The organism is Martelella radicis (genome assembly GCF_014196625.1).
Taxonomy (GTDB): Bacteria; Pseudomonadota; Alphaproteobacteria; order Rhizobiales; family Rhizobiaceae; genus Martelella; species Martelella radicis.
The window spans coordinates 189100-213173 of sequence record NZ_JACIDZ010000006.1 but is presented as its reverse complement, the minus strand read 5'-3'; the positions used below and the strand labels follow the sequence as shown (position 1 = coordinate 213173).

Genomic DNA, 24074 nt, shown 5'->3' with positions numbered 1-24074 from the left:
CTTTGAGGAATTTTCGTCTGACCCTTCTATATTGGGTCTCGATCACAGATAGGGCAAGCCCAGCCACAATATCCGGTCGCGCAGCCGGTAGACGAAGGGCCGGCTTTTCAGCGCCTTTCGCGTGACCTCCGTCGAGCGTTGACGCGCGGCGACGATCCGCGCTTCGATCTCGCCGGCGAAGTCGACATCGAAGACTTCCATGTCCGTCTCGAAGTTCAGCCTCAGCGAGCGCGAATCCAGGTTGGAGGAGCCGAGATAGGACCATTTTCCGTCGACTGTCATCAGCTTGGAATGGTTGAAGGGGCCGTTGTCGCGCCAGATGCGGCAGCCATTCTCGATGATCTCGTCGAACTGCGCCGTCATCGCCCGGTCGACGAGGCCGAGATTGTTCTGGCCCGGCACGATGATATCGACCGTCACGCCGCGCCGCGCCGCCGTCGCAAGCGCGGAAACGAGATCGCGATCCGGCAGGAAATACGGCGACATGATCAGGACGCGGTCCTCGGCAACCGAAAGCGCTCCCATGATCATGTTGTTGTTGTTGGAAAGGTTGCGGTCGGGACCTGACGGCACAACGCGGGCGATCAGCGCGCCCTCGTCGGCCGAGGTCTCGGCAATGCTCCAGGCTTCGCCGTCCAGCGCCTCGTGCGTTTCGAAGTACCAGTCGGCGGCGGCAACCGTGAAATAGTCGGCGACGGCGGCCCCCTTCAGCATGAAATGCGTGTCCTGGGCGGCATTCGGCCCGGTGAAAGCGGCGCGGATGTTCATGCCGCCGGCAAACACCGTCTCGCCGTCAATGACGAGAATTTTCCGGTGGGTTCTGAGATTGGCGTAGGGAAGCCGCAGCCTGAGGAGAACCGCGCCGTTGAAGGTGGCGACGCGGATTCCATGCGCGCGCAGAAGCTTTGTAATGCGCGGGCGCGAATAACGCGCGCCGATGGAATCGACGAGGATACGCACCTCGACACCGCGCTTGACCGCGTTTGAAAGACTTTCAACGAAGCGCTGCCCGATCGCGTCACTGTCGAAAATATAGGTTTCCATAAGGATGGAGCGCTCGGCCTTGTCGATCGCTTCCAGCATCGCCGCATAGGCCTCGTCGCCGGTTTCCAGCAGGCGGACCTTGTTGCCGGCGGTGGCGGGCATGCCGGTAACCGTGTTGCCGAGCATCCACTGCCCGCCCATGCGCGGGCCAAGATCGGTCACCACCCGGTCGCGGTCGATCTTGTGCTTCTGCTCTTCATGGGCCACCGCATCGGGAACGCTTTGCCGCTTGTCGCGCACCGATTGCCGGCGCATGCGGTTGATGCCGGCCACGGCATAGATCGCCGCGCCCAGAATGGGCGACAGCATGATCACGCCGACCCAGCCGATCGCGGCGCGCACCTCGTCCTTGGTCATCGTGGCGTGGATCGCCGCCGTCGCCCCGAGAACAAAGGAGATCACCGCCAGAATATGCGGCCAGTAGTGTTCCAGAAAAACATTCATCAAGGGCAATCCCGTTGGTTTGGCGCGTTTTGCCCGCCTTTCGGCATGGCCGGGGCTGACCTTATATCAGCAAGCTCTGAATTTACTAACTGTCGCCGGACAAAAGCTTCGCCGCAGCCGCGCGCGCTTCCGCCGTCACCTTGGCGCCGGCGAGCATCCGGGCGATTTCCTCCTGGCGCTCTTCCGGCCCGATCACCGCGACGCGGGTTGCCACCGTGTCATCCTTGCCCTTGCCGTTGCTGGCCTTGGAAATCAGATAGTGCCCCTTGGCGCGCGCGGCCACCTGCGGCGCGTGCGTGACCGAGAGAACCTGAACATTTTCGGCCAACCGGCGCAAGCGCTGGCCGATCGCGTCGGCCACCGCGCCGCCCACGCCGGTATCGATCTCGTCGAACACAAGCGTCGGCGCGGAGCCCTTGTCGGCGAGCGCCACCTTCAGCGCCAGAAGGAAGCGCGAGAGCTCGCCGCCGGAGGCCACCTTCATGATCGGTCCGGGCCGCGTTCCGGGATTGGTCTGCACCTCGAAGGACACCGTGTCGATGCCTTCCGGCCCGGCATTGCCGTCATCGCTCGTGACCACGGCGGCAAAGCGCGCGCGCTCCAGCTTCAGCGCCGGCAGTTCGGCCATGACGGCTGCGGAAAGCTGCTCGGCCGCCCTGCCGCGGTCCCCGGACAATGCCCTCGCCTTGTCGTAGAAGGCCTTTTCCGCCGTCGAGGCCTCTTCTGTGAGCGCCTCCAGCTTCGCCTCGCCGGCATCGAGTTCTTCCAGGTCGCCGACCATGCGTTCGGCAAGGGCGGGAAGCTCGGTCACGGGCACGTTGTATTTGCGCGCGGCGCCTCTGAGCGCGAACAACCGCTCCTCGACGCGTTCAAGCTCCTGAGGGTCGAAGGCAGCGCGCTCCAGAGCAGCCTCCACCTCCATCTGCGCGTTGGAAAGCTGTTCGAGCGCCGAATCGAGCAGGTTGACCGTATCCTCCAGAAGGCCCGGCGCCTCATGCGATTTGCGCTCCAACCTCCGGACCAGCGAGGCGATCATGGGCACGGGCGAGGCATTGCCGTTCAGAAATTCAAGCGCCTCGGATATATCACCGGCGATCCGCTCCGATTTCATCATCGTCGCGCGCCGCTCCGCCAGTTCGTCCTCCTCGCCGTCGACCGGGGAAAGGGCCTGAAGCTCCTCCACCGACGAGCGCAGGAAATCGGCCTCGCGTTCGGCCTCCTCAATCTGGGCGCGGTGCTTCTTCAGTCGCCGCTCGGCATCGCGCCAGGCGCGGTGAAGCGAACCGACGGCCTCGACATCTCCGGTCAGCCCGCCGAAGGCGTCGAGCAGCCTGCGATGCCCGTCCGTGTCGATAAGCGCGCGTTCGTCATGCTGACCATGGATCTCGACGAGAAGCCGGCCGGCCTGCCGCATCAATTGCACGCTCACCGACTGGTCGTTGATGAAGGCGCGCGTGCGGCCGTCTGCGGACTGCATCCGCCTGAAGATCAGGTCGCCCTCGTCATCAAGGTCGTTCTCGCGCAAGAGCACGCGCGCGGGGTGGTCCATGCCCGCGTCGAACACGGCAATCACTTGTCCGGAGTCCTGGCCGTGGCGCACGAGCGAGCCGTCGCCGCGCGCGCCGAGCGCGAGCGAGAGGCTGTCGAGCAGGATGGATTTGCCGGCGCCGGTCTCCCCGGTCAAAACCGAGAGACCGCCGCCGAGATCAAGTTCCAGCCGCTCGATCAAAACGATGTCTCGAATAGAAAGCTGGACTAGCATTGTTGTGTTCGCGCCCTGGCGAAAAAACGGTTAGCTGGGTGTGGCGCTGGAGACCGACGAGCCCCGCCCGGCCGATTTCGGCTCGAGCCCCTGCTTGTTCAGCAGGTTGTAGGCGCGCTGGTACCAGACGCTGTCGGGATAATTGTAACCGAGAACCCAGGCCGCGTTCTGCGCTTCCGGGATCACGCCCATCGCGTAATAGGCTTCGACAAGACGCTCCAGCGCTTCCTCGATCTGGTTAGTGTCGGAATAGTTGTTGACCACCGAATTGAAGCGCGAGATCGCCGCCACATAGTCCTTGCGCTCCAGATAGTATCGGCCGACCTGCATGTCCTTGCCGGCGATCTGGTCGCGGGCATAACGGATCTTGGCGCGGGCATCGCTCACATATTCGGAGTCCGGATAGTTGTCGATCAGCTTCTGCATGGCATCGATCGTCCGCTCCGCCACCGCCTGATCCTGCGTCACGTCGACGATTTCCTTGGAATAGGAAAGGCCGACCAGATACTGGGCATAGGCCGCATCCTTGGAATTCGGATAGAGCTGGAGATAGCGCCGACCGGAGGCGACGGCCGCCTCGTATTTGCGGGAACGATATTGCAGATAGGTCTGCATGATCAACGCTTGGCGCGCATAATCGGAAAGCGGGTTCTGATCCTGGATCGATTTGAGCTTCCTGAGCGCCTCGCCGGTCTTGCCGGCGCTGATATTGGCCAACGCCTCGTCGTAAAGCTGCTGCGGCGGGTCGGCCTCATACTGCAGCGTCGTGATGTCTACGTCCTTGTCTCGCGAGCATCCGGCCAAAAGCACGCTTGCGCCCAGAACTATGGCAACCGGTAGCGTGGCTGCGCGGAACGCCCCGACATTGGTTCTTTTTTTGGTACCAGCCATTCTTCGAGCCTCATTTGCAGCGTCTGTGGATCGCATTTCAAAGTCGAAGGACGTTTTACGCATATCCCGCAGGCAAGAGCAATCTCACGTCGCCGAAAATCCGATAAATTTCTGCGGCGTACCCACCCCTTTAGCGCGCCAAAAACCAGGAGTAAAACACGCGATAGATGTATTTCCCGACACCCTCCGACGCGAAAATGCCGGCGGCCCGAAGGTCCCCGGCATAGCAGTTCTTGTCATTCATGATGGGTCAGGAAACCGGGCCTGCAGCAACCATATCTTCCTGGCGCAGGCGGAACGGCAGTGCTCCGCGCGGGGAGACGATGACACATGCGCCGGCCGTCTCGAACAGCGCGCGCACGGCAGCCGCGTTCAGCGCATGGCCGCCGCGATAGGAGCGAAACGAACCCGCGAACCGCATGCCCATCATTGCAAGATCGCCCACGGCATCGAGCGTCTTATGGCGCACGAATTCCTGTTCGTAGCGCAGTCCCTCGGGATTGATCACACGATCGTCGTCGGAAATCACGACGGAATTCTCAAGCGAGGAGCCAAGCGCAAAGCCGCGTGCCCACATCGGCTCGACATCGCGCATGAAACCGAAGGTGCGCGCGCCGGACAATTCCTTGCGGAAAGTGTCCGCCGTCATGTCGCCCGCCCATTTCTGGCGTCCGATCACGGCTGTGTCGAAATCGATCTCGACCTCGAATCGCGTGCCCTCATAAGGCGTGAATTCGGCCCAGCCGGCGCCGTTTTCGACGCGGACCGTCTTGGTCACCTTCAGATAGCTGCGCTTTTCGGGAAGCGTGACGATGCCGACTTCATCCAGAGCCTCGACGAAGACCCGCGAACTGCCGTCCATGATCGGCATTTCGGCACCCTCGACGGCGATGAGCAGATTGTCGACGCCGAAGGCATAGAGGGCAGCCATCACATGTTCGATCGTCGCGATCCATTCGCCGGGATGCTCGCCGAGCACCGTGCACAGCGCGGTCGGTCCGACATTGTCCGAAACGGCCTTGAAGGACGAGATGCGCTTGCCGCCCTCATAGCGTTCGAAGACGATTCCGTGATCGGCCTCGGCCGGCTTGAGCGTGATCGTCGCCGGCTTGCCCGAATGCACACCGATTCCCGAAATCCTGACGGACTTCGCCACCGTTGTCTGCAAACCGAAAAATCCTGCCGACATATTCACGCCCTTATTCCAAATCTTACTCAAAAAACACGATGGCCATGACGCCATTGACCGGAGGGACCGGCCGCTCATGCGCGCTGCGCCCGATTCAGGCGCTTGGCATGTAATTACGCACTGGCCCCGTTGAATCCAAATCACTGTTTCTTTCCGTATGTTACGAAAGTCGAAAAACCCGGCCGCCAGAGGCGACCGGGCTCACTTCGCGAGAAGGTTTTCTAAAGGACGGTTAGCGCTTCCCTAACACGGGAGGCGGCTAGACCGCGACGGATCAGTTCGCCTGACGACGCAGGAAGGCGGGAATATCGAACTGATCGTCATCCTGGCGGGCGGCGGGCTGCTCTTGAGCACGACGCGGCGCGTAAGGATTGTTTTGCTGAGGCTGCTGCGGAGCCTGCTGGCGCGGCGCCGGCTGCTGTTCGTGATGGCCCTCGAAGCTTTCGTCGCCGCGACCGAGCGTGTTCGACAGGCGCTTGAACAGACCCTTCGGGCCACGTTCTTCCTGCTCCTGGCGACGGCTGGCGCTCATTTCCGGCTGAACCACCGGCGGAAAGTCGGCGACTTCCGGCATGCGGCGCGGCTCGGCGGCCTGCTGGCGCGGTGCCTGCGGAGCCGGCTGGCTCGGGGCCTGCTGGCGGGGCGCCTGCGGCTGCTGCGGCTCGGCGGCGAAGATCTGGCTCTTCGGCTGCACGTTCACGCTCGGCTGCTGCGGCTTTTGCTGCGGGGCGCGGGAAACGGCCATCTGCAGTTCGCGTTCCATCTCGGCTTCGGCCGAACGGATGGTCTCGGCAATCGGGTCGACCGCGCGCGGCTGGGGCTGCGGGGCGGGCTGCGGAGCAGCCGGCTGCGGCGCCTGGCTGAAGGTCTGGCCGCCATTGTTCTGGCCGCCAGTGGTGCTGCGGATTTCCGGACGCGCCTCGCGGCGGGGTTCCGGGACATCCTCATAGCCTTCGGCCAGTGAGCGGTCGATGCCGGTGGCAACGACGGAGACGCGGATGATGCCTTCCAGTTCCTCGTCGAAGGTGGCGCCGAGAATGATGTTGGCGTCCGGATCGACTTCCTCGCGGATACGGGTTGCGGCTTCATCGACTTCGAACAGCGTCAGGTCGCGACCGCCGGTGATCGAAATCAGGAGGCCCTGCGCGCCACGCATCGAGGTTTCGTCGAGCAGCGGGTTGGCGATTGCGGCTTCGGCGGCCTGCATGGCACGGCCTTCGCCGGATGCTTCGCCGGTGCCCATCATCGCACGGCCCATCTCGCGCATCACCGAACGGACGTCGGCGAAATCGAGGTTGATCAGGCCTTCCTTGACCATAAGATCGGTGATGCAGGCAACGCCCGAATAGAGCACCTGATCGGCCATGGCGAAGGCGTCGGCGAAGGTGGTCTTGTCATTGGCGATCCGGAACAGGTTCTGGTTCGGAATGACGATCAGCGTATCGACCGACTTCTGCAGTTCCTCGATACCGGCGTCAGCAAGACGCATGCGGCGCTGGCCTTCGAACTGGAACGGCTTGGTGACGACGCCGACGGTCAGGATGCCCTTGTTGCGGGCCGCCTGGGCCACGATCGGAGCGGCACCCGTGCCGGTTCCGCCGCCCATGCCGGCGGTGACGAAGCACATATGGGTGTTGTTGAGGTGATCGATGATCTCATCGATGCACTCTTCGGCAGCCGCGCGGCCGACTTCCGGCTGCGAGCCTGCGCCGAGACCTTCGGTCACGCCGACGCCGAGCTGGATGACGCGTTCGGCCTTGGTCATGGTCAGCGCCTGGGCATCAGTGTTGGCGACGACAAAGTCGACGCCCTGCAGGCCTGCCGTGATCATGTTGTTGACGGCGTTGCCGCCGCCGCCGCCGACACCGAAAACGGTGATGCGCGGCTTCAGTTCGGTAATATCTGGCTTCTGAAGCGTAATAGTCATTTCGTTTCGTTCCTTCTCGCTAAGGCCGCACCGCCAAGCCGGCCAATCTCTTCGTGTTCTTTAAAAACTTTCCCTGAACCACTGGCCGACGCGTGACAGGCGTCCGCCTCCCGATGGCAGAAAACCCCGCTGTTCACCGCCATAGGTTTCGCTTTCCGCAAGCTGCGGATAGATCAACAGTCCCGCCGCCGTGGCAAAGGACGGGCCCTTGGCCGGAAGCGGCAGACCGGATACGCCCATCGGGCGACCGATCCTGACATTGCGGCTCAAGATGCGCCGCGCGAGTTCGCAAAGACCGATCAACTGGCTTGCGCCGCCGGTCAGCACCACCCTCTTGCCGACAACCGCGGAATAGCCCGAAAGCTGGATGCGGTCGCGGATCAGCTCGAGCGTTTCCTCCACCCGTGCCCGGACGATCTTCGACAGAAGCGCCTTGGAGATCTGGCGCGGCTGGTCGTGGTCGTCATGGCCGATCGACGGCACGGCGATCATCTCGCGTTCGTCGGCGCTTGAGGCAAGCGTCGAGCCGTGAACGCATTTCAGCCGCTCGGCATCTTCCATCCGGGTCGACAGGCCGCGGGCCAGATCGGTCGTCACATGATGGCCGCCAAGGCTGATCGCGTCGGTATGAACGAGCCGGCCTTCGGAGAAGACCGAAATCGTCGTGGTGCCGGCGCCCATGTCGATCGCCGCGCAGCCGAGTTCGACTTCATCGTCGACCAGAGCGGCAAGACCGCTGGCATAGGGCGTAGCCACCATACGTTCCACCGAAAGATGAGCGCGGTTGACGCAGAGCTCGAGATTGCGCAGCGCCAGACGTTCGGCCGTCACCACATGCAGGTCGACGCCCAGCGTCTCGCCATACATGCCGAGCGGATCGCGAATGCCGCGTTCGCCATCAAGCGTAAAGCCGGCCGGCAGGGAATGCAGAACCTGTCGCTCCTCGTTGATCGAGCGGCGCGAAACCGCCGACAGTACGCGGCGCAGGTCCGAGGCGTCGACGTCCTGGCCGCCGAGATCGATCGCCGCTGTGTAAGTGTCGCTCTTGATGCGGCCAGCGGAGACATTGACGATCAGGCTGTCGATGGTGATTCCCGCCATGCTTTCGGCTGCATCGACGGCAAGCCGGATAACATGTTCAGCCGCATCGAGATTGACGATGACGCCGCTCTTGATGCCCTGCGAACGCTGATGCCCGATACCGATGATCTCGATATTATGGGTGCGACCCGGCAGGATCTGGCTTTCGGCGCGCGGCGTCAGCCGCGCGATCATGCACACGATCTTCGACGAGCCGATATCCAGCACGCTGACGATATGCGTCTTCTTCGCGGAAAGGGGTTTAGCCCGGCCGAAGCCGGCGCCGCCGAACAGATTCACAGGCGCCTCCCCTTGTTCTTGAATGTCTTTTCGAGCGCTTCCGTCGCCGCCTGGCGACGTTCCATAGCCGCCGGCGTCAACTGGATCGCGATGCGGTCATCGAGCCTCAGATCGACGGCGGCGATCTCGCGTTCCAGGATCGAACGGCTTTCCTCAAGCTCCTTCAGGCGCACAAGCGCAGCGTCCGTTTCCTTCTGCGGCAGCTTCACGATCATGCCGTTGTCGAGATAGAGGTCCCAGCGGCGACCATCGACGCGCTTATAGGCGCGGACACGATCGGAAAGGGCCGGCCAGCCTTCCAGCAGGTCCTCGATGCCTGCCGCGGCGAAATTGCCGCCCTGCCCGAGAACCAGCGGCAGCCTGCGGAATTTCGGAGCGCTGAGCGCGCCGATGACGTTGCCATTACGCTCGATCATCAGCGTGCGGCCGTCTTCTTGCTGCCAGAGCGCGTAGGGAACGCGTTCGGTGAGCGTGATCTTCAGCGTCGAGGGATAGATCTTGCGCACATCGGCCTCGGCGACCCAGGGCAGGTTCAGGAGCTGTCCGCGAGCGCGCTGAACGTCGATACCCTGCAGGGAATAGGCGCCTTCGAGGCCGAGATTTTGCAGGATGGCGATCTCCGATGTCTCGTGATTGCCGGAGATCTCGATATCTTCGACGGCGAAACCGGCCACCTGAAAGGCCGCGCGACGGACAAGGTCACCCTTGTCGGAAACGGCAATCGCATTGGCGCCGACGGCAACGAAGAACACCAGCGCGGCAAGGCTTCCCGCATGGCGCGGCACGGGCGTGCGGCCGGTCAGAAAGCCGGTCGAAACGCGCACCGCACGCCTGACGGGACGCGGCAGAACGCCACTCCGTCCGACGGGTTCGCTGCGGCCGAAATCGACCGTATCGCCCTTTTTCGCCTTCATCGCAAACACGAAGCGTCCTCCACCATCCATCGGAGAAAAGCACCAAAGTCATAGCCGGCATCGGCAGCCATTTCGGGAACCAGAGAGGTTTCGGTCATACCGGGCTGGGTATTGACCTCCAGCCAGATGATGCCGTCTTCGCCCAGCGTCTCATCGAAACGGAAATCCGAGCGAGAGACGCCGCGGCACCCGATTGCCTGATGCGCCTGAACGGCCAATGATTGTATCTTCTGGTAAATATTCGGTTTAATTTCGGCCGGCAGGATGTGTTTCGACCCGCCAGGACGATATTTGGCATCGAAATCGTAGAATTTCTGGCCGACGGGAACGATCTCGGTCACGCACAGCGCCGTGCCGTCCATCACCCCGCAGGTGAATTCGCGGCCCTTGATGAAGCGCTCGACCATGATCTTCTCGCCGAAGGTCCACTCGTCGGAGGAGATCGACTGCGGCGGATTTGCCTGATCCTCGTCGACGATCAGGACGCCGAAGGACGAGCCCTCGTTGATCGGCTTCAGGACATAGGGCGCCGCCATCGGATGGCGATTGCCGATTTCGCCGCGCTGAAGAATAAGACTGTCCGCAACCGGAACGCCGCAGGCAGAAGCAACCCTCTTGGCCTGGGCCTTGTCCATGGCGAGCGCGGAAGCCAGAACGCCGGAATGGGTATAGGGGATTTCAAGATATTCGAGGATGCCCTGCACCTTGCCGTCCTCGCCGAAAGGACCGTGCAGCGCGTTGAAGGCGACATCGGGTTTCAGTTCGGAAAGCACGGTGGCGACATCGCGGGTCACGTCGATCCGGCTGACGCGGAAGCCTTCGGCCTCCAGCGCATCGGCACAGGACTTTCCCGATGCCAGGCTGACCTGACGCTCGGAGGAAAATCCGCCCATTAATACAGCCACATGTCCGGAACTCATGCCCGTCCTCACCTTTGCCGGCAAAAGCCGGACCAACACCTGGAATACCGCTTTTTCAGGAAAGCGTTTCGTATCCCCATTTGTGAAGGAGGATGGTTAATGAAGCGTTTACTTTGGTTAACCGGATGAGAAAAAGCTGTTCAGCTTTAGGCTATTAGCGCCGCGTGACAGCGCTAACGCCCTGCCGAAAGCGCCTTGCCGGGCAGGGTTTCAATCCAGATCCTGGGGCACGAATTCGTAGACATCGCGACCGGCAGGGAAGCGGCCGACGCGCCGGATTTCCCATTCCAGCAGTATGCCGGAGTGATTATAGACGCGCTCGCGCACGGTCTCGCCGAGATATTCCAGATCGTAGGCCGATGCATTGCCGTGGTTGATCATGAAGTTGCAGTGCATCGGCGACATCTGCGCGCCGCCGATCATCAGTCCGCGACAGCCGGCCTCGTCAATCAACCGCCAGGCCGACTGGCCGTCCGGGTTCTTGAAGGTCGAGCCGCCGGTCTTCTCCTGCACCGGCTGAACGGTCTCGCGATGATGCCGCACCGCTTCCATCTCGTCGCGAATCACCAACCGTTCCCGGGCAAAGCCCTCAAGCAGGGCGCCGGTGAAGATCAGGCCCTTCGGCACGGCGGCGGAACGGTAGCCGTAGCGCATCGCCTCGCGCGGGATCGTCACCTTTTCGCCCTTGCGGTTGACGCCGTAAATCTCGACGACGCGCTCAGCGATCTCGCTGCCATGGGCGCCGGCGTTCATTGCAAGCGCGCCACCGAGCGAGCCGGGAATGCCATACATGAAGGAGAAGCCGCCAATGCCCCGATCCATGGCGAAACCGGCGATATGCTTGTCCGGCGAGATGGCGCCGGCGATGATCCGGTTCTCGCCCGCAACCTCCTGCTGGCCAAACCCCTTGGTAGAAAGGCGCACCACCGCGCCTTGAAGTCCGCCGTCGCGCACCAGGAGGTTCGAGCCGAAACCGACGACGCTCAATGGTACATCCGCCGGCAGCGCCTCCAGAAACAGACGGAGATCGTCCTCGTCGAGCGGCTGGAACAGCAGCTCGGCAGGCCCGCCGGCGCGAAGCCAGGTCACACGCTCCATGCCGGTATCGGGAACAAGCCTTCCCCTGAGTTCGGATGCTGCCTTGCCGAGTCTGTCGATCAGCGCTTTGCCATCAAGCATAGGCGCGCTCCATCACTCCGCTCCCTGAAGGGCAACCGGCAGGCGCGCGGCCCACTGGGTGATGCTGCCCGCGCCAAGCAGAACGACGAAGTCGCCGGGCTCGGCTACCTTTGCGACGCGGGCAGCAAGATCATCCTCGCCCGCAAGATACCGCGCATCCCGGTGACCGGCCGCCCTGATCCCGGCAGCCAGCGTTTCGCCGTCATAGCCTTCGCGCGGATCCTCGCCGGCCGCATAGACGGGCGCGATGAACACGGTGTCGGCATCATTGAAGCAATTGGTGAAATCCTCGAACAGGCTCTCCAGCCGCGAATAACGATGCGGCTGATGAATGGCGATGATCCGGCCGTTGCAAGCCTCGCGCGCGGCCCTGAGGACGGAGCGGATTTCAACCGGATGATGGCCGTAGTCATCGAAGATCTGCACATCGTTCCAGGTGCCGACCAGCGTAAACCGCCGCTTGACGCCGCCAAAGGCGGCAAGCCCCTTGCGGATATCCTCTTCCGGGATATGCAGTCGGTCGGCAACGGCAATCGCGGCGGTCGCGTTCGACACATTATGACGGCCAGGCATCGGCAGCGCCAGGTTCTCGAGCTTCACCGAAGGCCGGCGACGGCGGCGGATATCGACGTCGAAGATCGTATGGATGCCCTCGTTGCGGATATTGGAAAAACGCACATCGGCCTGACGGTTCTCGCCATAGGTAACGATCCGCCGGTCCTCGATCTGGCCGACGAGCGATTGCACTTCCGGATGGTCGAGGCAGAGCACGCCGCATCCATAGAACGGCACGTTCTCGACGAACTGGCGGAAAGCGGCGCGCACGCCGTCGAAAGTGCCATAATGGTCGAGATGTTCGGGATCGATATTGGTGACGACGGCGATCTCGGCGGGAAGCTTCAGGAAGGTGCCGTCGGATTCATCCGCCTCGACCACCATCCAGTCCCCCTCGCCCATGCGCGCATTGGTGCCATAGGCATTGATGATGCCGCCATTGATCACGGTCGGATCAAGATTGCCGGCGTCGAGCAGGGCGGCAACCATTGAGGTGGTCGTGGTCTTGCCATGGGTGCCGCCGATGGCGATCGCGTCGCGAAAGCGCATCAGTTCGGCCAGCATCTCCGCGCGGCGCACGACCGGCAAGTGTTTCTCGCGGGCGGCGACGAGCTCGGGGTTGGCGCGCTTGATCGCCGAGGAGACGACGACGACTTCCGCGTCGCCCAGGTTCTCCGGCCTGTGCCCGATGGAAACGGCAATGCCCTTCTCGCGCAGCCGCTGGACATTGGCGCTTTCGGCCTGGTCGGAGCCCTGAACCTGATAGCCGAGATTCTTCAGAACCTCGGCGATGCCGCTCATGCCGATACCGCCGATGCCGACAAAATGAACGACACCGATCGCCTGAGGCATTTTCATCTCTTACGTTCCTTCAATCTTCCTGCCCGACGCAAGCGCCTCAGCCATGTCGGCGAGCCGTTCCGTCGCGTCGGGTTTGCCCGCATCCTTCGCCGCGAGCGCTGCGGCGGTCAGTTTATCCGGATCATTCACCGCTTCGGTTAATAATTCCGCAAAGCGCTCTTCCGTCAGCTCCGCCTGCCGCACGACCTCTGCCCCGCCATTCGCCGAGACCAGCGCCGCATTGGCCGCCTGGTCATGATCGAGCGCATGGGGATAGGGCACATAGATCGCCGGACGTCCGATAACGGAAATTTCCGATACCGTCGAGGCACCCGAGCGGCAGACGACGAGATGCGCCTCCGCGATGCGCCGGGCCATGTCGGAAAAGAAGGGCGAAATCTCGGCCGGCACGCCGAGTTCGGCAAAACGCGCGGTCACCTGATCAACGTCTTCCGGCCGCGCCTGCTGGGTGACACGGATGAGCGCTCGCATATCCGGCGAAAGGCGCGCAAGCGCACCGGGAACCGCATCGGCGAAGAAATGAGCCCCCTGGCTGCCGCCGAAGACAAGGAGGTTGAAGGGCGCATCCGCCGTCCGCTCGCTGTAGGCTGTCGCCGCAGCCTCGAGAACGGCGGGCCGCACCGGATTGCCGGTCGGGAAGATCTTGGCCCCGAGCGGCTCGCCTTCGCCGGTCAGAAAACCGCCGGCAATGGCGTTGACGCGCGGCGCCAGCATCTTGTTGGCGCGCCCCATCACCGCGTTCTGTTCGTGCAACATGGTCGGAATGCCGCTTGCGGCGGCCGCATAAAGCGGGGGCACAGTCGGATAGCCGCCGAAGCCGATCACTGCGGCAGGCCGGAATTCGGCAAACAGCGACCGCGCCACGCGCGAGCCCTTGAACAGCGTGAACCCGGCACGGACAATCGAAATCGGGTTCTTCGAGCCGATCGTGGCCGAAGGCACGATGTGGATTTTCTCAGCCGGAAAGCTCCCCGAATAGCGCTCGGCGCGACTGTCGGTCACCAGATGAACCTGATGGCCGCGCCTGATCAGTTCATGCGCCAGGGCTTCCGCCGGAAACACATGGCCGCCGGTCCCTCCGGCGGCGAGGAAGAAGAGCTTGCTTTCCATGACAACCCTATTCCGCGGCAAGACCACGCGGCCTGCCGGGTTCGAAGAAATGATCCTGCCGGGCGCGCTTTTCCGGCCGGTGACGCGTCAGCGCCAGAATGAAGCCCGCGCCGACGCAGGTCGCGATCATCGACGATCCGCCGGCCGAGATCAGCGGCAGGGTCATGCCTTTGGCCGGCATCAATTGGAGTGCGACGCCAATATTGATGATCGACTGCATGCCGATCTGCAGGACGAGGCCGGCTACGGCGAAGCGGGCAAAGTCATCGCGCTCGCGATAGGCATGAGTGAGACCGCGCAGCACGATGAAGGCGAAGATCGCGACGATGAACATGCAGAACAGGATGCCGAACTCTTCCGCCGCGACGGAGAAGACAAAGTCGGTGTGACTGTCCGGCAGGCGGCGTTTGACGATCCCCTCGCCCGGACCGAGGCCGAAAAGGCCGCCCTGCTGGATCGCCTTGGCCGCAAGTTCGACCTGAAGATTGTCGCCCTCGCCGGTCAGGAACCGGTCGATGCGCGAGGTCACGTGCGGCAGCCATGTATAGGCGGCAAGGAAGCCGGCAATGCCTGCGCCGCCAAGCCCCGCGATCCATATCCAGGACATGCCGGCCATGAAGAAGATGCCGCCCCAGACGATGCCGAGAAGCACGGTCTGGCCGAAATCCGGCTGGGCGATCAGAAGAACGGCCGAGATGATGAACAGCAGCCCGGCGAAGAGATTGCCGGGAATTTCGGGATAGCGATGATGCTCGGCAAAAAGCCAGGCGCAGACCACGGCAAAGGCGGGCTTCAGAAACTCCGATGGCTGCAGGGAGAAACCGGCAAGCACGATCCAGCGCCTTGATCCGTTATTGGCCGTGCCGACAAACAGCGTCGCCACCATCATCATCAGCGAACCGACCAGAATGACAACGGCAAGCCGGCGGATCATGCGCGGCGAACAGAAGGAAAGCCCGATCATCACCGCAAGCGAGGGTACGAGAAAGATCGCATGCCTGCGGACAAAATGGAAACTGTCATAGCCGAGACGATCGGCAACGGCGGGCGATGCAGCGAAGGAGAGCATAAAGCCGATGCCCATCAGCGCGATGAAAGCTGCAAGCAGCCATCGGTCGATGGTCCAGAACCAGTCCGCGATCGGTCCGCGTTGGACGCGAGAGACCATGGCTTACTTCCCCCTGACGGTTTCATCTGGCGGGCTCACGCCATCAAGCGCCATCACGGCGTTGACGAAGGCGTCTCCGCGTTTCTCGAAACTCCTGAACTGATCAAAACTGGCGCAGGCCGGGGACAGGAGCACGACCGGCGTCGCCGCTTCGCTTGCCGCGGCGTCGGCGGCCGCGTCATTGACGGCCTGTTCCAAAGTGCCGGACAGAACGATTTCGCTCTTGCCGGAAAGCGTCCCGGCGAAGGCCTCTGCCGCCTCTCCGATCAGATAGGTTTTGGCGATCTTCGGAAAGAAGGTCTCGAGCGCGGCAATGCCGCCCTGCTTCGCCCGTCCGCCGGCAATCCAGTAGATATTGTCGAAGGTCTTCAGCGCGGGCGCCGCCGCTTCCGCATTCGTCGCCTTGGAATCATTGACGAACAGTACCTTGCCGCGCCGCGCGATCGGCTGCATGCGGTGGGCAAGCCCCTTGAAGGTGGCGATGCCTTTTCCGATTTCAGTGTCCGAAAGCCCGACCGCACGGCAGGCGGCAATCGCCGCGGCGACATTCTGGCCGTTATGCGCGCCGCGCAAAACCGTATGACGGGAAAGGTCGACAACCACGCGGCCATCCTCGGCTGAGACAATGGCCCGCCCGTCGAAGGCAAGGCCCGCGTCGACATGGGTGATCCCCGCCGAAACCGGGACAACCGCATGACCGGCATCGATCAGACGGCGGGCAATGGCACGGCAATAGTCGTCATCAGCGCCGACGACCGCAGTCGCCGCTCCCGCCACGAGCCGTTCCTTTATGGCCGCATAGCGGTCCATGTCGCCGTGACGGTCGAGATGGTCCGGCGTGAGATTCAACAGAAGACCGACATCGGCATCAAGCGTCGGCGCGAGGTCGATCTGGTAGGAAGAGCACTCGACCACGTAGAAGCGCTCCGGCGAAAGCGGATCGAGGTCGAGCACGGCGCGGCCGATATTGCCGCCAACCTGGGCGTCGCGCCCGGCTTCCTTCAGGATATGGCCGATCAGCGCCGTCGTCGTCGATTTGCCGTTCGTGCCGGTGATCGCGATCAGCTTCGCTTGCGCGCAGCTCGCCCGGCGCTCGCGGCAGAATAGCTCGATATCACCGATGATCTCGACACCCGCCGCCTTTGCCAGTTCCACGGTCCAGTGCGGTTTGGGATGGGTAAGCGGCACGCCGGGCGCCAGGACCAGCGCGTCGAAGCCGCTCCAGTCCGCCGCCTTCAGGTCGACCACCGGGATGCCTGCCGCGTCTGCGGCCGCACGGCTTTCCTCGCGGTCATCAAAGGCTGCGACATCCGCGCCGCCCACAACAAGCGCCTTAGCGCTTGCGAGGCCGGAGCCGCCGAGGCCGAAAAGGGCGACTTTCTTGCCGGAAAAGACGGAGACCGCGATCACGGATTATCTTCCTATCGAAGCTTCAGGGTCGAAAGGCCGATCATGGCGAGGCCGAAGGAGATGATCCAGAAGCGGATCACCACCTGGCTCTCGGTCCAGCCGAGCTTTTCGAAATGGTGGTGGATCGGCGCCATCAGGAACACCCGTTTGGCGGTCTTCTTGTAGACGGCGACCTGGATGATCACCGAGAGCGCCTCGAGCACGAACAGGCCGCAGATGATCGCCATGACGATCTCATGCTTGGTGGCAACGGCGACCGAGCCGATCAGCCCGCCAAGCGCCAGCGAACCGGTATCGCCCATGAAGATCGCGGCCGGCGGCGCATTGAACCACAGGAAGCCCATGCAGGCGCCAATGACGGCGGAGAGCAGCACCACGAGCTCGCCCGTGCCGGGGACGTAATTGATCTGCAGATAGGTGGCGAAAACCGAGTTGCCGACCACATAGGCGATCAGCGCGAAGGAACCGGAAGCGATGATCACCGGCACGGTCGCAAGCCCGTCGAGACCGTCGGTCAGGTTCACCGAATTGCCGGCGGCCACAATGACGAAGGCGCCGAAGGGAATGAAGAACCAGCCGAGATCGATGATCACGTCCTTGAAGAAGGGAAAGGTCAGCGCCGAGCCGAGCGTCGCGCCGTCGATCGAGGCCAGATTGGCGGCATACATCATGAAGGCAACGGCAACGCCGGCGATGATGAATTCGAAAAACAGGCGGCGTCTGCCGGAAAAGCCCTTGTCGGACTGTTTGGTGACCTTGAGATAGTCGTCATAAAAGCCGATCGCGCCGAAGCCCAGCGTGACCAGCAGCGTTGCGACCACATAGGCGTTTGAGAGATCCGCCCACAACAGCGCGGAACCGACGATGCCGGCAAGGATCATCAGCCCGCCCATGGTCGGCGTTCCGGCCTTCTTGAAATGCGTCTGCGGTCCGTCGGCGCGGATCGGCTGTCCCTTGCCCTGCCTGATTCGGAGCGCCGCGATGATGCGCGGTCCGAACAGGAAGACGATCAGCGCCGAGGTGAAAACGGCAGCGCCGGAACGGAAGGTGATATAGCGGAACAGATTGAAAAACTGGAACTTGTCGGACAGCTCCACAAGCCAAATCAGCATGAACGCCCCTTTCCAGCGACGGCGGAACGCGCCGGACCGAGCCCCGAACGGGCTGAAACCGACGCCTCAAAATTGCGTATCTCGCGGCATATCAAAGGTCTGTTTACCACGAAATCGTTTATCAGCGGTTTATCACCGCGCGGGATAGGCCTCGGTCAGTTTCGCGACGATCCTGCCGAATCCCACACCATTGGACGACTTTACCATCACCGTGTCCCCGGCCGCGACCGCGCCGACGGCGAATTCCGCCAGTTCATCGGCATTCGCCCGATATTCCACAACAATGCTTTCCGGGAGCGCATCCCTCAGCGCCTTCATGTGTTCGCCTACAAGCCAGACATCGGTGACGCCGGCCGAAAGCAACGGCCCGGCAAGCGCCTCATGGGCCTCATGCGCGTACTCGCCAAGTTCCAGCATATCGCCAAGTATGGCGATCCTGCGTCCATTGCCATCGCCCGCACCCAGCAATTCCAGCGCGGCCCGCATCGAGGCCGGATTGGCGTTATAGCTCTCGTCGATCAGGGCAAAACTGCCATTGCCGATCGAAAGCAACTGACGCTGTCCCCTGCCCTTCATCTGTTCGGCGCTTTCCAGCGCCTCGAGCGCGGCATGGGCGTCGCCGCCGGCCATGGAGATCGCGGCAAGGGCTGCAAGCGCGTTCTCCGCCATGTGCTGGCCCGGCAGGCCGAGATTGAAGGAGATCGGCTCTTCCGTTCCGAGCAGCGCCTGGACATGGCCCTTGTCGCCGACGGTGCGATAGTCGAGCAGGCGGAACAGCGCCTTGGCATGCTCGCCGAAGGAAATGATCTGCGCGCCGCAATTCTTCGCGACCCGCGCGAGCGCCTCGAATTCCTCGATATCGCGGTTGATGACGGCCGCGCCCTCCGGCTCCAGCCCCTCGAATATCTCCGCCTTGGCGGCGGTGATTTCCTTGAGACCGGAGAAGTTACCGATGTGAACGGGGGCAATGGTGGTCACGACGGCGACATGCGGGCGAACCAACTTCGTCAGCGGACGGATTTCGCCCGAATGGTTCATGCCGATCTCGAACACGCCGAACTCGGTGTCGGCCGGCATGCGCGCCAGCGTCAGCGGCACGCCCCAGTGGTTGTTGAAGGAGGCAACGGCGGCGTGAACCTTGCCGGAGGCTTTCAGCCCGCGCGCGATCATCTCCTTGGTCGAGGTCTTGCCGACGGAACCGGTGACAGCGATGATCCGGCCGGCAACCCGGGCGCGGGAGGCCTCGGCGAGGCGCACCATCGCTTCCAGCACGTCATCGACGACGATCATCGGACAGGTGAGCCTGCCGAGTGCCGGCAGCTTCGCCTCCGAGATCACCAGAAGTCCAGCGCCGTTGGCAGCGGCAAGTCCGGCAAAGGAATGCCCGTCGACCCGGTCGCCCTTGATGGCGAAGAAGGCCTCGCCGGGCGCGATCGAACGGCTGTCAATGGAAATGCCGTTGACGCCTTCCGGCAGTTCGCCGACCGGACGACCATCCATGGCCGTGACCATTTCGGCTGATGTCCATAGCAAACTCACGGTCAGATACCCTCCAGTGCTTTTTTCACTTCGGCAAGATCGGAGAAGGGACGCGTGACGCCGTTGGCCGTCTGCCCTTCCTCATGCCCCTTGCCGGCCACGATCAGCGTGTCGCCGGTCTTCAACAGAGAGGCCGCGTGGATGATGGCCTCGCGGCGATCGCCGATCTCGATGGCGCCGGGCGCGGCGGCCATGATCTCGGACCGGATGACATCCGGCTCTTCGGAACGCGGATTGTCATCGGTGACGATCACGATATCGGCAAGCCGCGTGGCGATCTCGCCCATGATCGGTCGCTTTCCCTTGTCGCGATCGCCGCCGCAGCCGAAGACGACGACGACGCGGCCAGTAGTAAAGGGGCGCACCGCCGCCAGAACCTTTTCCAGCGCGTCCGGCTTGTGGGCATAGTCGACATAGGCAAGCGCGCCGTTCCCGGCCTTGCCGGCCAGCTGCAGGCGGCCGTCGGCGCCTTCGAGTTTTTCGAGAGCGGCAAGCGCATCCTTGGCCGAAACGCCGGTGGCAATGGCAAGGCCCGCCGCAACAAGAGCATTGGAAATCTGGAATTCACCGGCCAGCGGCAGGCGCACCTCGTGGATCGCGCCCTCATGCAGAACCTCGGCGAACTGGCTGTCTCGCTTCTGCTCGACGCGTTTGAGCGTCAGGAAATCGCCCTTGCGACCGACGGTCAGCACTTCGTGCCCGGCGGCCTTCGCCGCTTCGGCTGCGCGCCCCGACCATTCGTCATCGGCGTTGATGACGGCCGGCAGGCCGCGCGGCAGAACCCGGTCGAAGAGATGCATCTTGGCGCCGAAATAATGTTCCACCGTCGGGTGGTAGTCCATGTGGTCGCGGCCGAGATTGGTGAAGCCGGCGGCGGAAAGCTTCACCCCGTCGAGCCGGTACTGGTCGAGCCCGTGGCTGGAGGCCTCCATCGCCGCATGGGTCACGCCGTCCTCGGCGAGTTCGGCGAGCAGCGCATGCAGGACGGCAGGATCCGGCGTGGTGAGCGAACCATAGTCCTTGCGTCCCGGCGCGATGACGCCGGTGGTGCCGATCATCGCCGACGGATGCCCAGCCTGCGCCCAGATCTGGCGGGTGAAGGAGGCAACCGATGTCTTGCCGGCCGTGCCGGTGACGGCAACCATGGTTTCGGGCTGGCTGCCGAAGAAACGTGCGGCGGCAAGCGCCAGGAACAGGCGCGGATTTTCAACCTGGAGCACGGGAATTTTCGCGTTGTCGACCGTAGCCGCGCTGACGGCGATCGTAGCGCCCTTCTCGGCCGCATCCTCGATATAGGCAGCGCCATCGGCCTTGCTTCCGGCAATGGCGACGAACAGCATGCCGGGCTTGATCTTGCGGCTGTCGGCGGAAATACCGTTAACTTCGATCGCGCCCGCGCGCCCGGCAAGAGCCGCATTCAGTTCGGGAAAGGCCGTTCCGGCAAGCGCGCGCATCAGCATTTTCGATCTCTTCCGTTTGCCTCGGCCGGCTTGAGCCGCCGACCGGAATCACATCTCGTTCTGCTCAGTATGACGCAAGCAGCGCGTCGCCGTCTGCCCCGAAATCGGGATCGACGCCGAGAAGCGGAGCCGTGCGACGGATGATCTCGCCCGTCATCGGGCCTGCATTCCAGGCGGCCGTGCGGCCGGGAACGCCCTCGACCTTTTTCGGATCGTCGATGGTGACAAGTACGACGTATCTGGGGTCATCCATCGGAAATGCCGCGAGAAAGGCGTTGAAATTGTGATCATGGGCATATTTGCCGTCGATGATCTTTTCCGCCGTGCCGGTCTTGGCGCCGACGCGATAGCCAGGCACCTGGCCGTTGCGACCCGATCCGTCCGTGCCGTTCAGCCGGAGGAGATAGCGCATCTTGTCGCTGGTTTCCTCGGAAATGACGCGGGTGGCAATCCGATCGGCCTCTTCCGGCGTGCGCGGCAGGAAGGTCGGCGGGAAGAGTTTGCCGCCATTGACGATGGCCGCAGCGGCTGCAGCCGTCTGCAGCGGCGTCGTCGTAATCCCCTGACCGAAGGAAACGGTCGCGGAAAACACGCCGCCCCATTTCTGCGGCTTCTGCGGCGTACCGGAACCGCCGATCTCGGTATCGATCTTCTCGAGCAGGCCGAGCTTTTCCAGAAAACTCTTCTGGTAATCCGGTCCGACGGCGCCGGCGATGCGCGAGGCGCCAATATTCGACGAATAGGTAAACACTTCCGGATAGGTCAGTATCCGGTTCTGGGCATGGTCATCGCCGATGCGCGAGGAGCCGAAATAGAGAGGCGTCTTGGCGTCAACCATGCTCTGAAGATTGAACTTGCCGGATTCGAGCCCCATTGCCAGCGTGAAGAGCTTGAAGGTGGAGCCCATTTCGTAGACGCCGGTGATCGCATGGTTAAGCATGCGCTCGTCGCTGGCCGGCGGCGGATTGTTCGGGTCGAAATCCGGATAGGAGGCCAGCGCCACGACTTCTCCCGTATCCGCGTCAAGAATGATGCCGGTCGCGCCCAGCGCCTCGAATTTCTTCACGCCACGCATAAGCGTTTCGCGCACGATGCTTTCGGCGCGCAGATCAAGTGAGACCTCGAAAGGCTCGAGCCCCATGGATCCGGTGAGGCCCAGTCCCATGAGCCCCGAAATGCCGTCCGACTGATCCATGTAGCGCTCGATGCCCGAAAGGCCGCGATTGTCGATATCGACAAGGCCAAGGATATGCGCGGCCTCAGGCCCGCCCGGATAGAACCGGCGAACCTCGGGGCGAAAGCCGACGCCCGGCACGCCGGCTGCCAGAACCTGGCTCTGCTGCTTGGGCGTGATCTGGCGCTTCAGCCAGACGAACTCGCCCTTGGAATTCAGGAGGCGGTAGGCTCGGGCAACATCGAGATCGGGAAAGATCGGCTTCAGCGATTCCAGAACATCGTCGGCGCTGGTGATCATCGAAGGGTCGGCATAAAGCGACATCATGCGTACGTCGGTCGCCATGATCGCGCCGTTGCGGTCGACGATATCGGGACGGCGGGCAAGCGTCAGCGGCACGGCGGCACGGGCCACGGTTCCGTCTTCCTTGGCCAGAGAATAATGCACCAGCCGGCCGCCGATGATGGCGTAGACGGCGACGAAGGCGACGGTGACGAAGGCGACCCGGCTGCGCGCCAGGCTCACCCGTTTCTTCGCGGTTCCCTGAAACACATCCGTCTCGGGCTCGGCTCGTTCGGCACCTGGCGTTTTCGTCTTTTTCCTGAAGATGCTGGAAAGTTTCATCATGGTGTCACCGATCCGGTTATGACGATATCCGTGCCGTCGGGCGCGTCTCCGGCCATCAGCGGCGGAAGGTCTTCCGGCTGAGGCTCCGGCGCAATCGGCGGAAGCTGGTCGAGGGTCGCGATCTGTTCGGGCTCGGCCGGCTGAAGGCCAAGCTCTGCGGCGAAGAATTCGGAAAGCCGCGCCATGCGGGCGGGCTGGGTCAGAAGCGCCTCGTCGGCCTTCAGCAGGTCGATATTGTTTTCCTCGAGCGCGATCTGGTCCTCGAGGCTGCGCACCTCGTCGAGCGTCGCCTCGGCGCTGTATTTGATCGTGTAGGTGACGGTCGCGGTCGCCACCATCACCAGAATGAGAATGAGATCGAGCGGACGCAGCATCAGTTCTCGAAGCCTCCAAGGCGATGAATGTCGGCAAGGGCCGGCAGACCGAAGGCATCGAGCCCGGTCTGCGGCGCGGGAGCATCGGTGCGGATCGCGGCCCTCAGCTTGGCCGAGCGTGCCCGCGGGTTGTCGGCGGCCTCGGCTTCGCTTGCCGAGATCATCGCCTTGCCATCTTGCGAAAACAGCGCCGGCGCCGGTTCGACCGCCGGCAGATGGCGCGAGCCGCCGGCCTTGCCGAGACGGGCACCGATGAACTGTTTGACGATCCGGTCTTCCAGCGAGTGAAAGGTGACCACGGCCAGCACGCCGCCGGGCTTCAGCGCGCGCTCAGCGGCGAGAAGCGCACCGGCCAGTTCACCAAGCTCGTCATTGACATAGACGCGCAGCGCCTGGAACACGCGTGTCGCCGGATGGATCTTGTCCTTGGCGCGGCGCGGCGTGACGATCTCGATCAGTCCGGCAAGGTCGCGCGTGGTGACGAAAGGCTCTTCCTGACGGCGCTTTTCGATGGCGCGGGCAATGCGGCCGGCATTCTTTTCCTCGCCGAGAATGCCGAAGATCCGGGTCAGGTCCGAGACCTTGGCGCGGTTGACGACATCGGCGGCCGAAACGCCCTCGCCCGACATGCGCATGTCGAGCGGGCCATTCTTCTGGAAGGAGAAACCGCGTTCGGCCTCGTCGATCTGCATGGAGGAGACGCCGATATCGAGCACGACGCCGTCGAGCCCGCCTTCGGGCGCAAACCGATCAAGTGCCGAGAACTGGGTGTGATGGAGCGTCAGGCGGTCGCCATGGGCCGCCAGCATGTCTTTCGCCGCGGCAATGGCTGTCGGATCACGGTCAAGACCGATAACGGTGGCGCCCGCCTCAAGCAGCGCCCTGGAATAACCGCCGGCGCCGAAGGTGCCATCCAGAATGACCTTGCCGGGTGCGGGCGCAAGCGCACCCAGCACCTCGGCAAGCATGACCGGAATGTGGCGAACCGGTCCGCCATTGGCATCCTCGTTGCCAAGTGTCCCCGACATTCCGCA

19 protein-coding genes are annotated in these 24074 nt (G+C 63.1%); all 19 read right to left on the bottom strand.

Annotated features, from left to right (window positions below; genetic code table 11):
- Positions 1-42 precede the first annotated feature (42 nt).
- The 19 genes from GGR30_RS11045 to rsmH all read right to left on the bottom strand — a co-directional run bounded on the left by GGR30_RS11045 (position 43) and on the right by rsmH (position 24068).
- Entirely contained in the window at positions 43-1488 is a 1446-nt protein-coding gene (locus GGR30_RS11045; RefSeq protein ID WP_183486174.1) for a phospholipase D-like domain-containing protein, read from the bottom strand.
- Between the two features lie 85 nt (positions 1489-1573).
- Positions 1574-3250, bottom strand: a complete 1677-nt coding sequence (gene recN / locus GGR30_RS11040; RefSeq protein WP_183486172.1) for a DNA repair protein RecN — start codon at positions 3248-3250, stop codon at positions 1574-1576.
- Between the two features lie 30 nt (positions 3251-3280).
- Positions 3281-4141: an outer membrane protein assembly factor BamD gene (locus GGR30_RS11035; protein WP_183486170.1), complete on the bottom strand. Its 861-nt coding sequence runs from the start codon at positions 4139-4141 to the stop codon at positions 3281-3283.
- Between the two features lie 250 nt (positions 4142-4391).
- On the bottom strand, positions 4392-5330 hold the full coding sequence (lpxC, locus tag GGR30_RS11030; protein WP_183486168.1) for a UDP-3-O-acyl-N-acetylglucosamine deacetylase: 939 nt from the start codon (positions 5328-5330) through the stop codon (positions 4392-4394).
- Positions 5331-5604: 274 nt separating this feature from the next.
- Positions 5605-7257, bottom strand: a complete 1653-nt coding sequence (gene ftsZ, locus GGR30_RS11025; protein ID WP_183486166.1) for a cell division protein FtsZ — start codon at positions 7255-7257, stop codon at positions 5605-5607.
- 60 nt (positions 7258-7317) lie between these two features.
- Positions 7318-8637 (bottom strand): cell division protein FtsA, encoded by a 1320-nt coding sequence (gene ftsA, locus GGR30_RS11020; RefSeq protein ID WP_183486164.1) that lies wholly within the window; start codon positions 8635-8637, stop codon positions 7318-7320.
- Positions 8634-9551, bottom strand: a complete 918-nt coding sequence (locus tag GGR30_RS11015; RefSeq protein ID WP_183486289.1) for a cell division protein FtsQ/DivIB — start codon at positions 9549-9551, stop codon at positions 8634-8636. The genes ftsA and GGR30_RS11015 overlap by 4 nt, the downstream gene beginning before the upstream one ends.
- A complete protein-coding gene (locus GGR30_RS11010; protein WP_183486162.1) occupies positions 9548-10471 on the bottom strand; it encodes a D-alanine--D-alanine ligase in 924 nt (307 codons plus the stop codon). Before GGR30_RS11010 ends, GGR30_RS11015 begins: the two co-directional genes overlap by 4 nt.
- Positions 10472-10681: 210 nt before the next feature.
- On the bottom strand, positions 10682-11650 hold the full coding sequence (gene murB / locus GGR30_RS11005) for a UDP-N-acetylmuramate dehydrogenase (protein WP_183486160.1): 969 nt from the start codon (positions 11648-11650) through the stop codon (positions 10682-10684).
- Positions 11651-11662: 12 nt separating this feature from the next.
- Entirely contained in the window at positions 11663-13063 is a 1401-nt protein-coding gene (murC, locus tag GGR30_RS11000) for a UDP-N-acetylmuramate--L-alanine ligase (protein ID WP_183486158.1), read from the bottom strand.
- Positions 13064-13066: 3 nt separating this feature from the next.
- Positions 13067-14176, bottom strand: coding sequence for an undecaprenyldiphospho-muramoylpentapeptide beta-N-acetylglucosaminyltransferase (gene murG, locus GGR30_RS10995; protein ID WP_183486156.1), 1110 nt, complete (start codon positions 14174-14176; stop codon positions 13067-13069).
- A gap of 7 nt (positions 14177-14183) precedes the next feature.
- Entirely contained in the window at positions 14184-15344 is a 1161-nt protein-coding gene (gene ftsW, locus GGR30_RS10990) for a putative lipid II flippase FtsW (protein ID WP_183486154.1), read from the bottom strand.
- A gap of 3 nt (positions 15345-15347) precedes the next feature.
- A complete protein-coding gene (gene murD, locus GGR30_RS10985; RefSeq protein ID WP_183486152.1) occupies positions 15348-16754 on the bottom strand; it encodes a UDP-N-acetylmuramoyl-L-alanine--D-glutamate ligase in 1407 nt (468 codons plus the stop codon).
- Between the two features lie 11 nt (positions 16755-16765).
- Complete coding sequence (mraY, locus tag GGR30_RS10980; RefSeq protein ID WP_138748415.1) at positions 16766-17866, bottom strand: phospho-N-acetylmuramoyl-pentapeptide-transferase; 1101 nt, start codon at positions 17864-17866, stop codon at positions 16766-16768.
- A 132-nt stretch (positions 17867-17998) separates the two neighbouring features.
- Entirely contained in the window at positions 17999-19405 is a 1407-nt protein-coding gene (locus GGR30_RS10975) for a UDP-N-acetylmuramoyl-tripeptide--D-alanyl-D-alanine ligase (RefSeq protein ID WP_183486150.1), read from the bottom strand.
- 2 nt (positions 19406-19407) lie between these two features.
- Complete coding sequence (locus GGR30_RS10970) at positions 19408-20865, bottom strand: UDP-N-acetylmuramoyl-L-alanyl-D-glutamate--2,6-diaminopimelate ligase (RefSeq protein ID WP_183486148.1); 1458 nt, start codon at positions 20863-20865, stop codon at positions 19408-19410.
- Between the two features lie 64 nt (positions 20866-20929).
- Positions 20930-22666 carry a peptidoglycan D,D-transpeptidase FtsI family protein gene (locus GGR30_RS10965; RefSeq protein ID WP_246413747.1) on the bottom strand — a complete coding sequence of 579 codons (1737 nt, stop codon included), beginning with the start codon at positions 22664-22666 and terminating at the stop codon, positions 20930-20932.
- Entirely contained in the window at positions 22663-23040 is a 378-nt protein-coding gene (ftsL, locus tag GGR30_RS10960; protein WP_024708072.1) for a cell division protein FtsL, read from the bottom strand. The genes GGR30_RS10965 and ftsL overlap by 4 nt, the downstream gene beginning before the upstream one ends.
- On the bottom strand, positions 23040-24068 hold the full coding sequence (gene rsmH, locus GGR30_RS10955; RefSeq protein WP_183486146.1) for a 16S rRNA (cytosine(1402)-N(4))-methyltransferase RsmH: 1029 nt from the start codon (positions 24066-24068) through the stop codon (positions 23040-23042). Before rsmH ends, ftsL begins: the two co-directional genes overlap by 1 nt.
- Positions 24069-24074 lie beyond the last annotated feature (6 nt).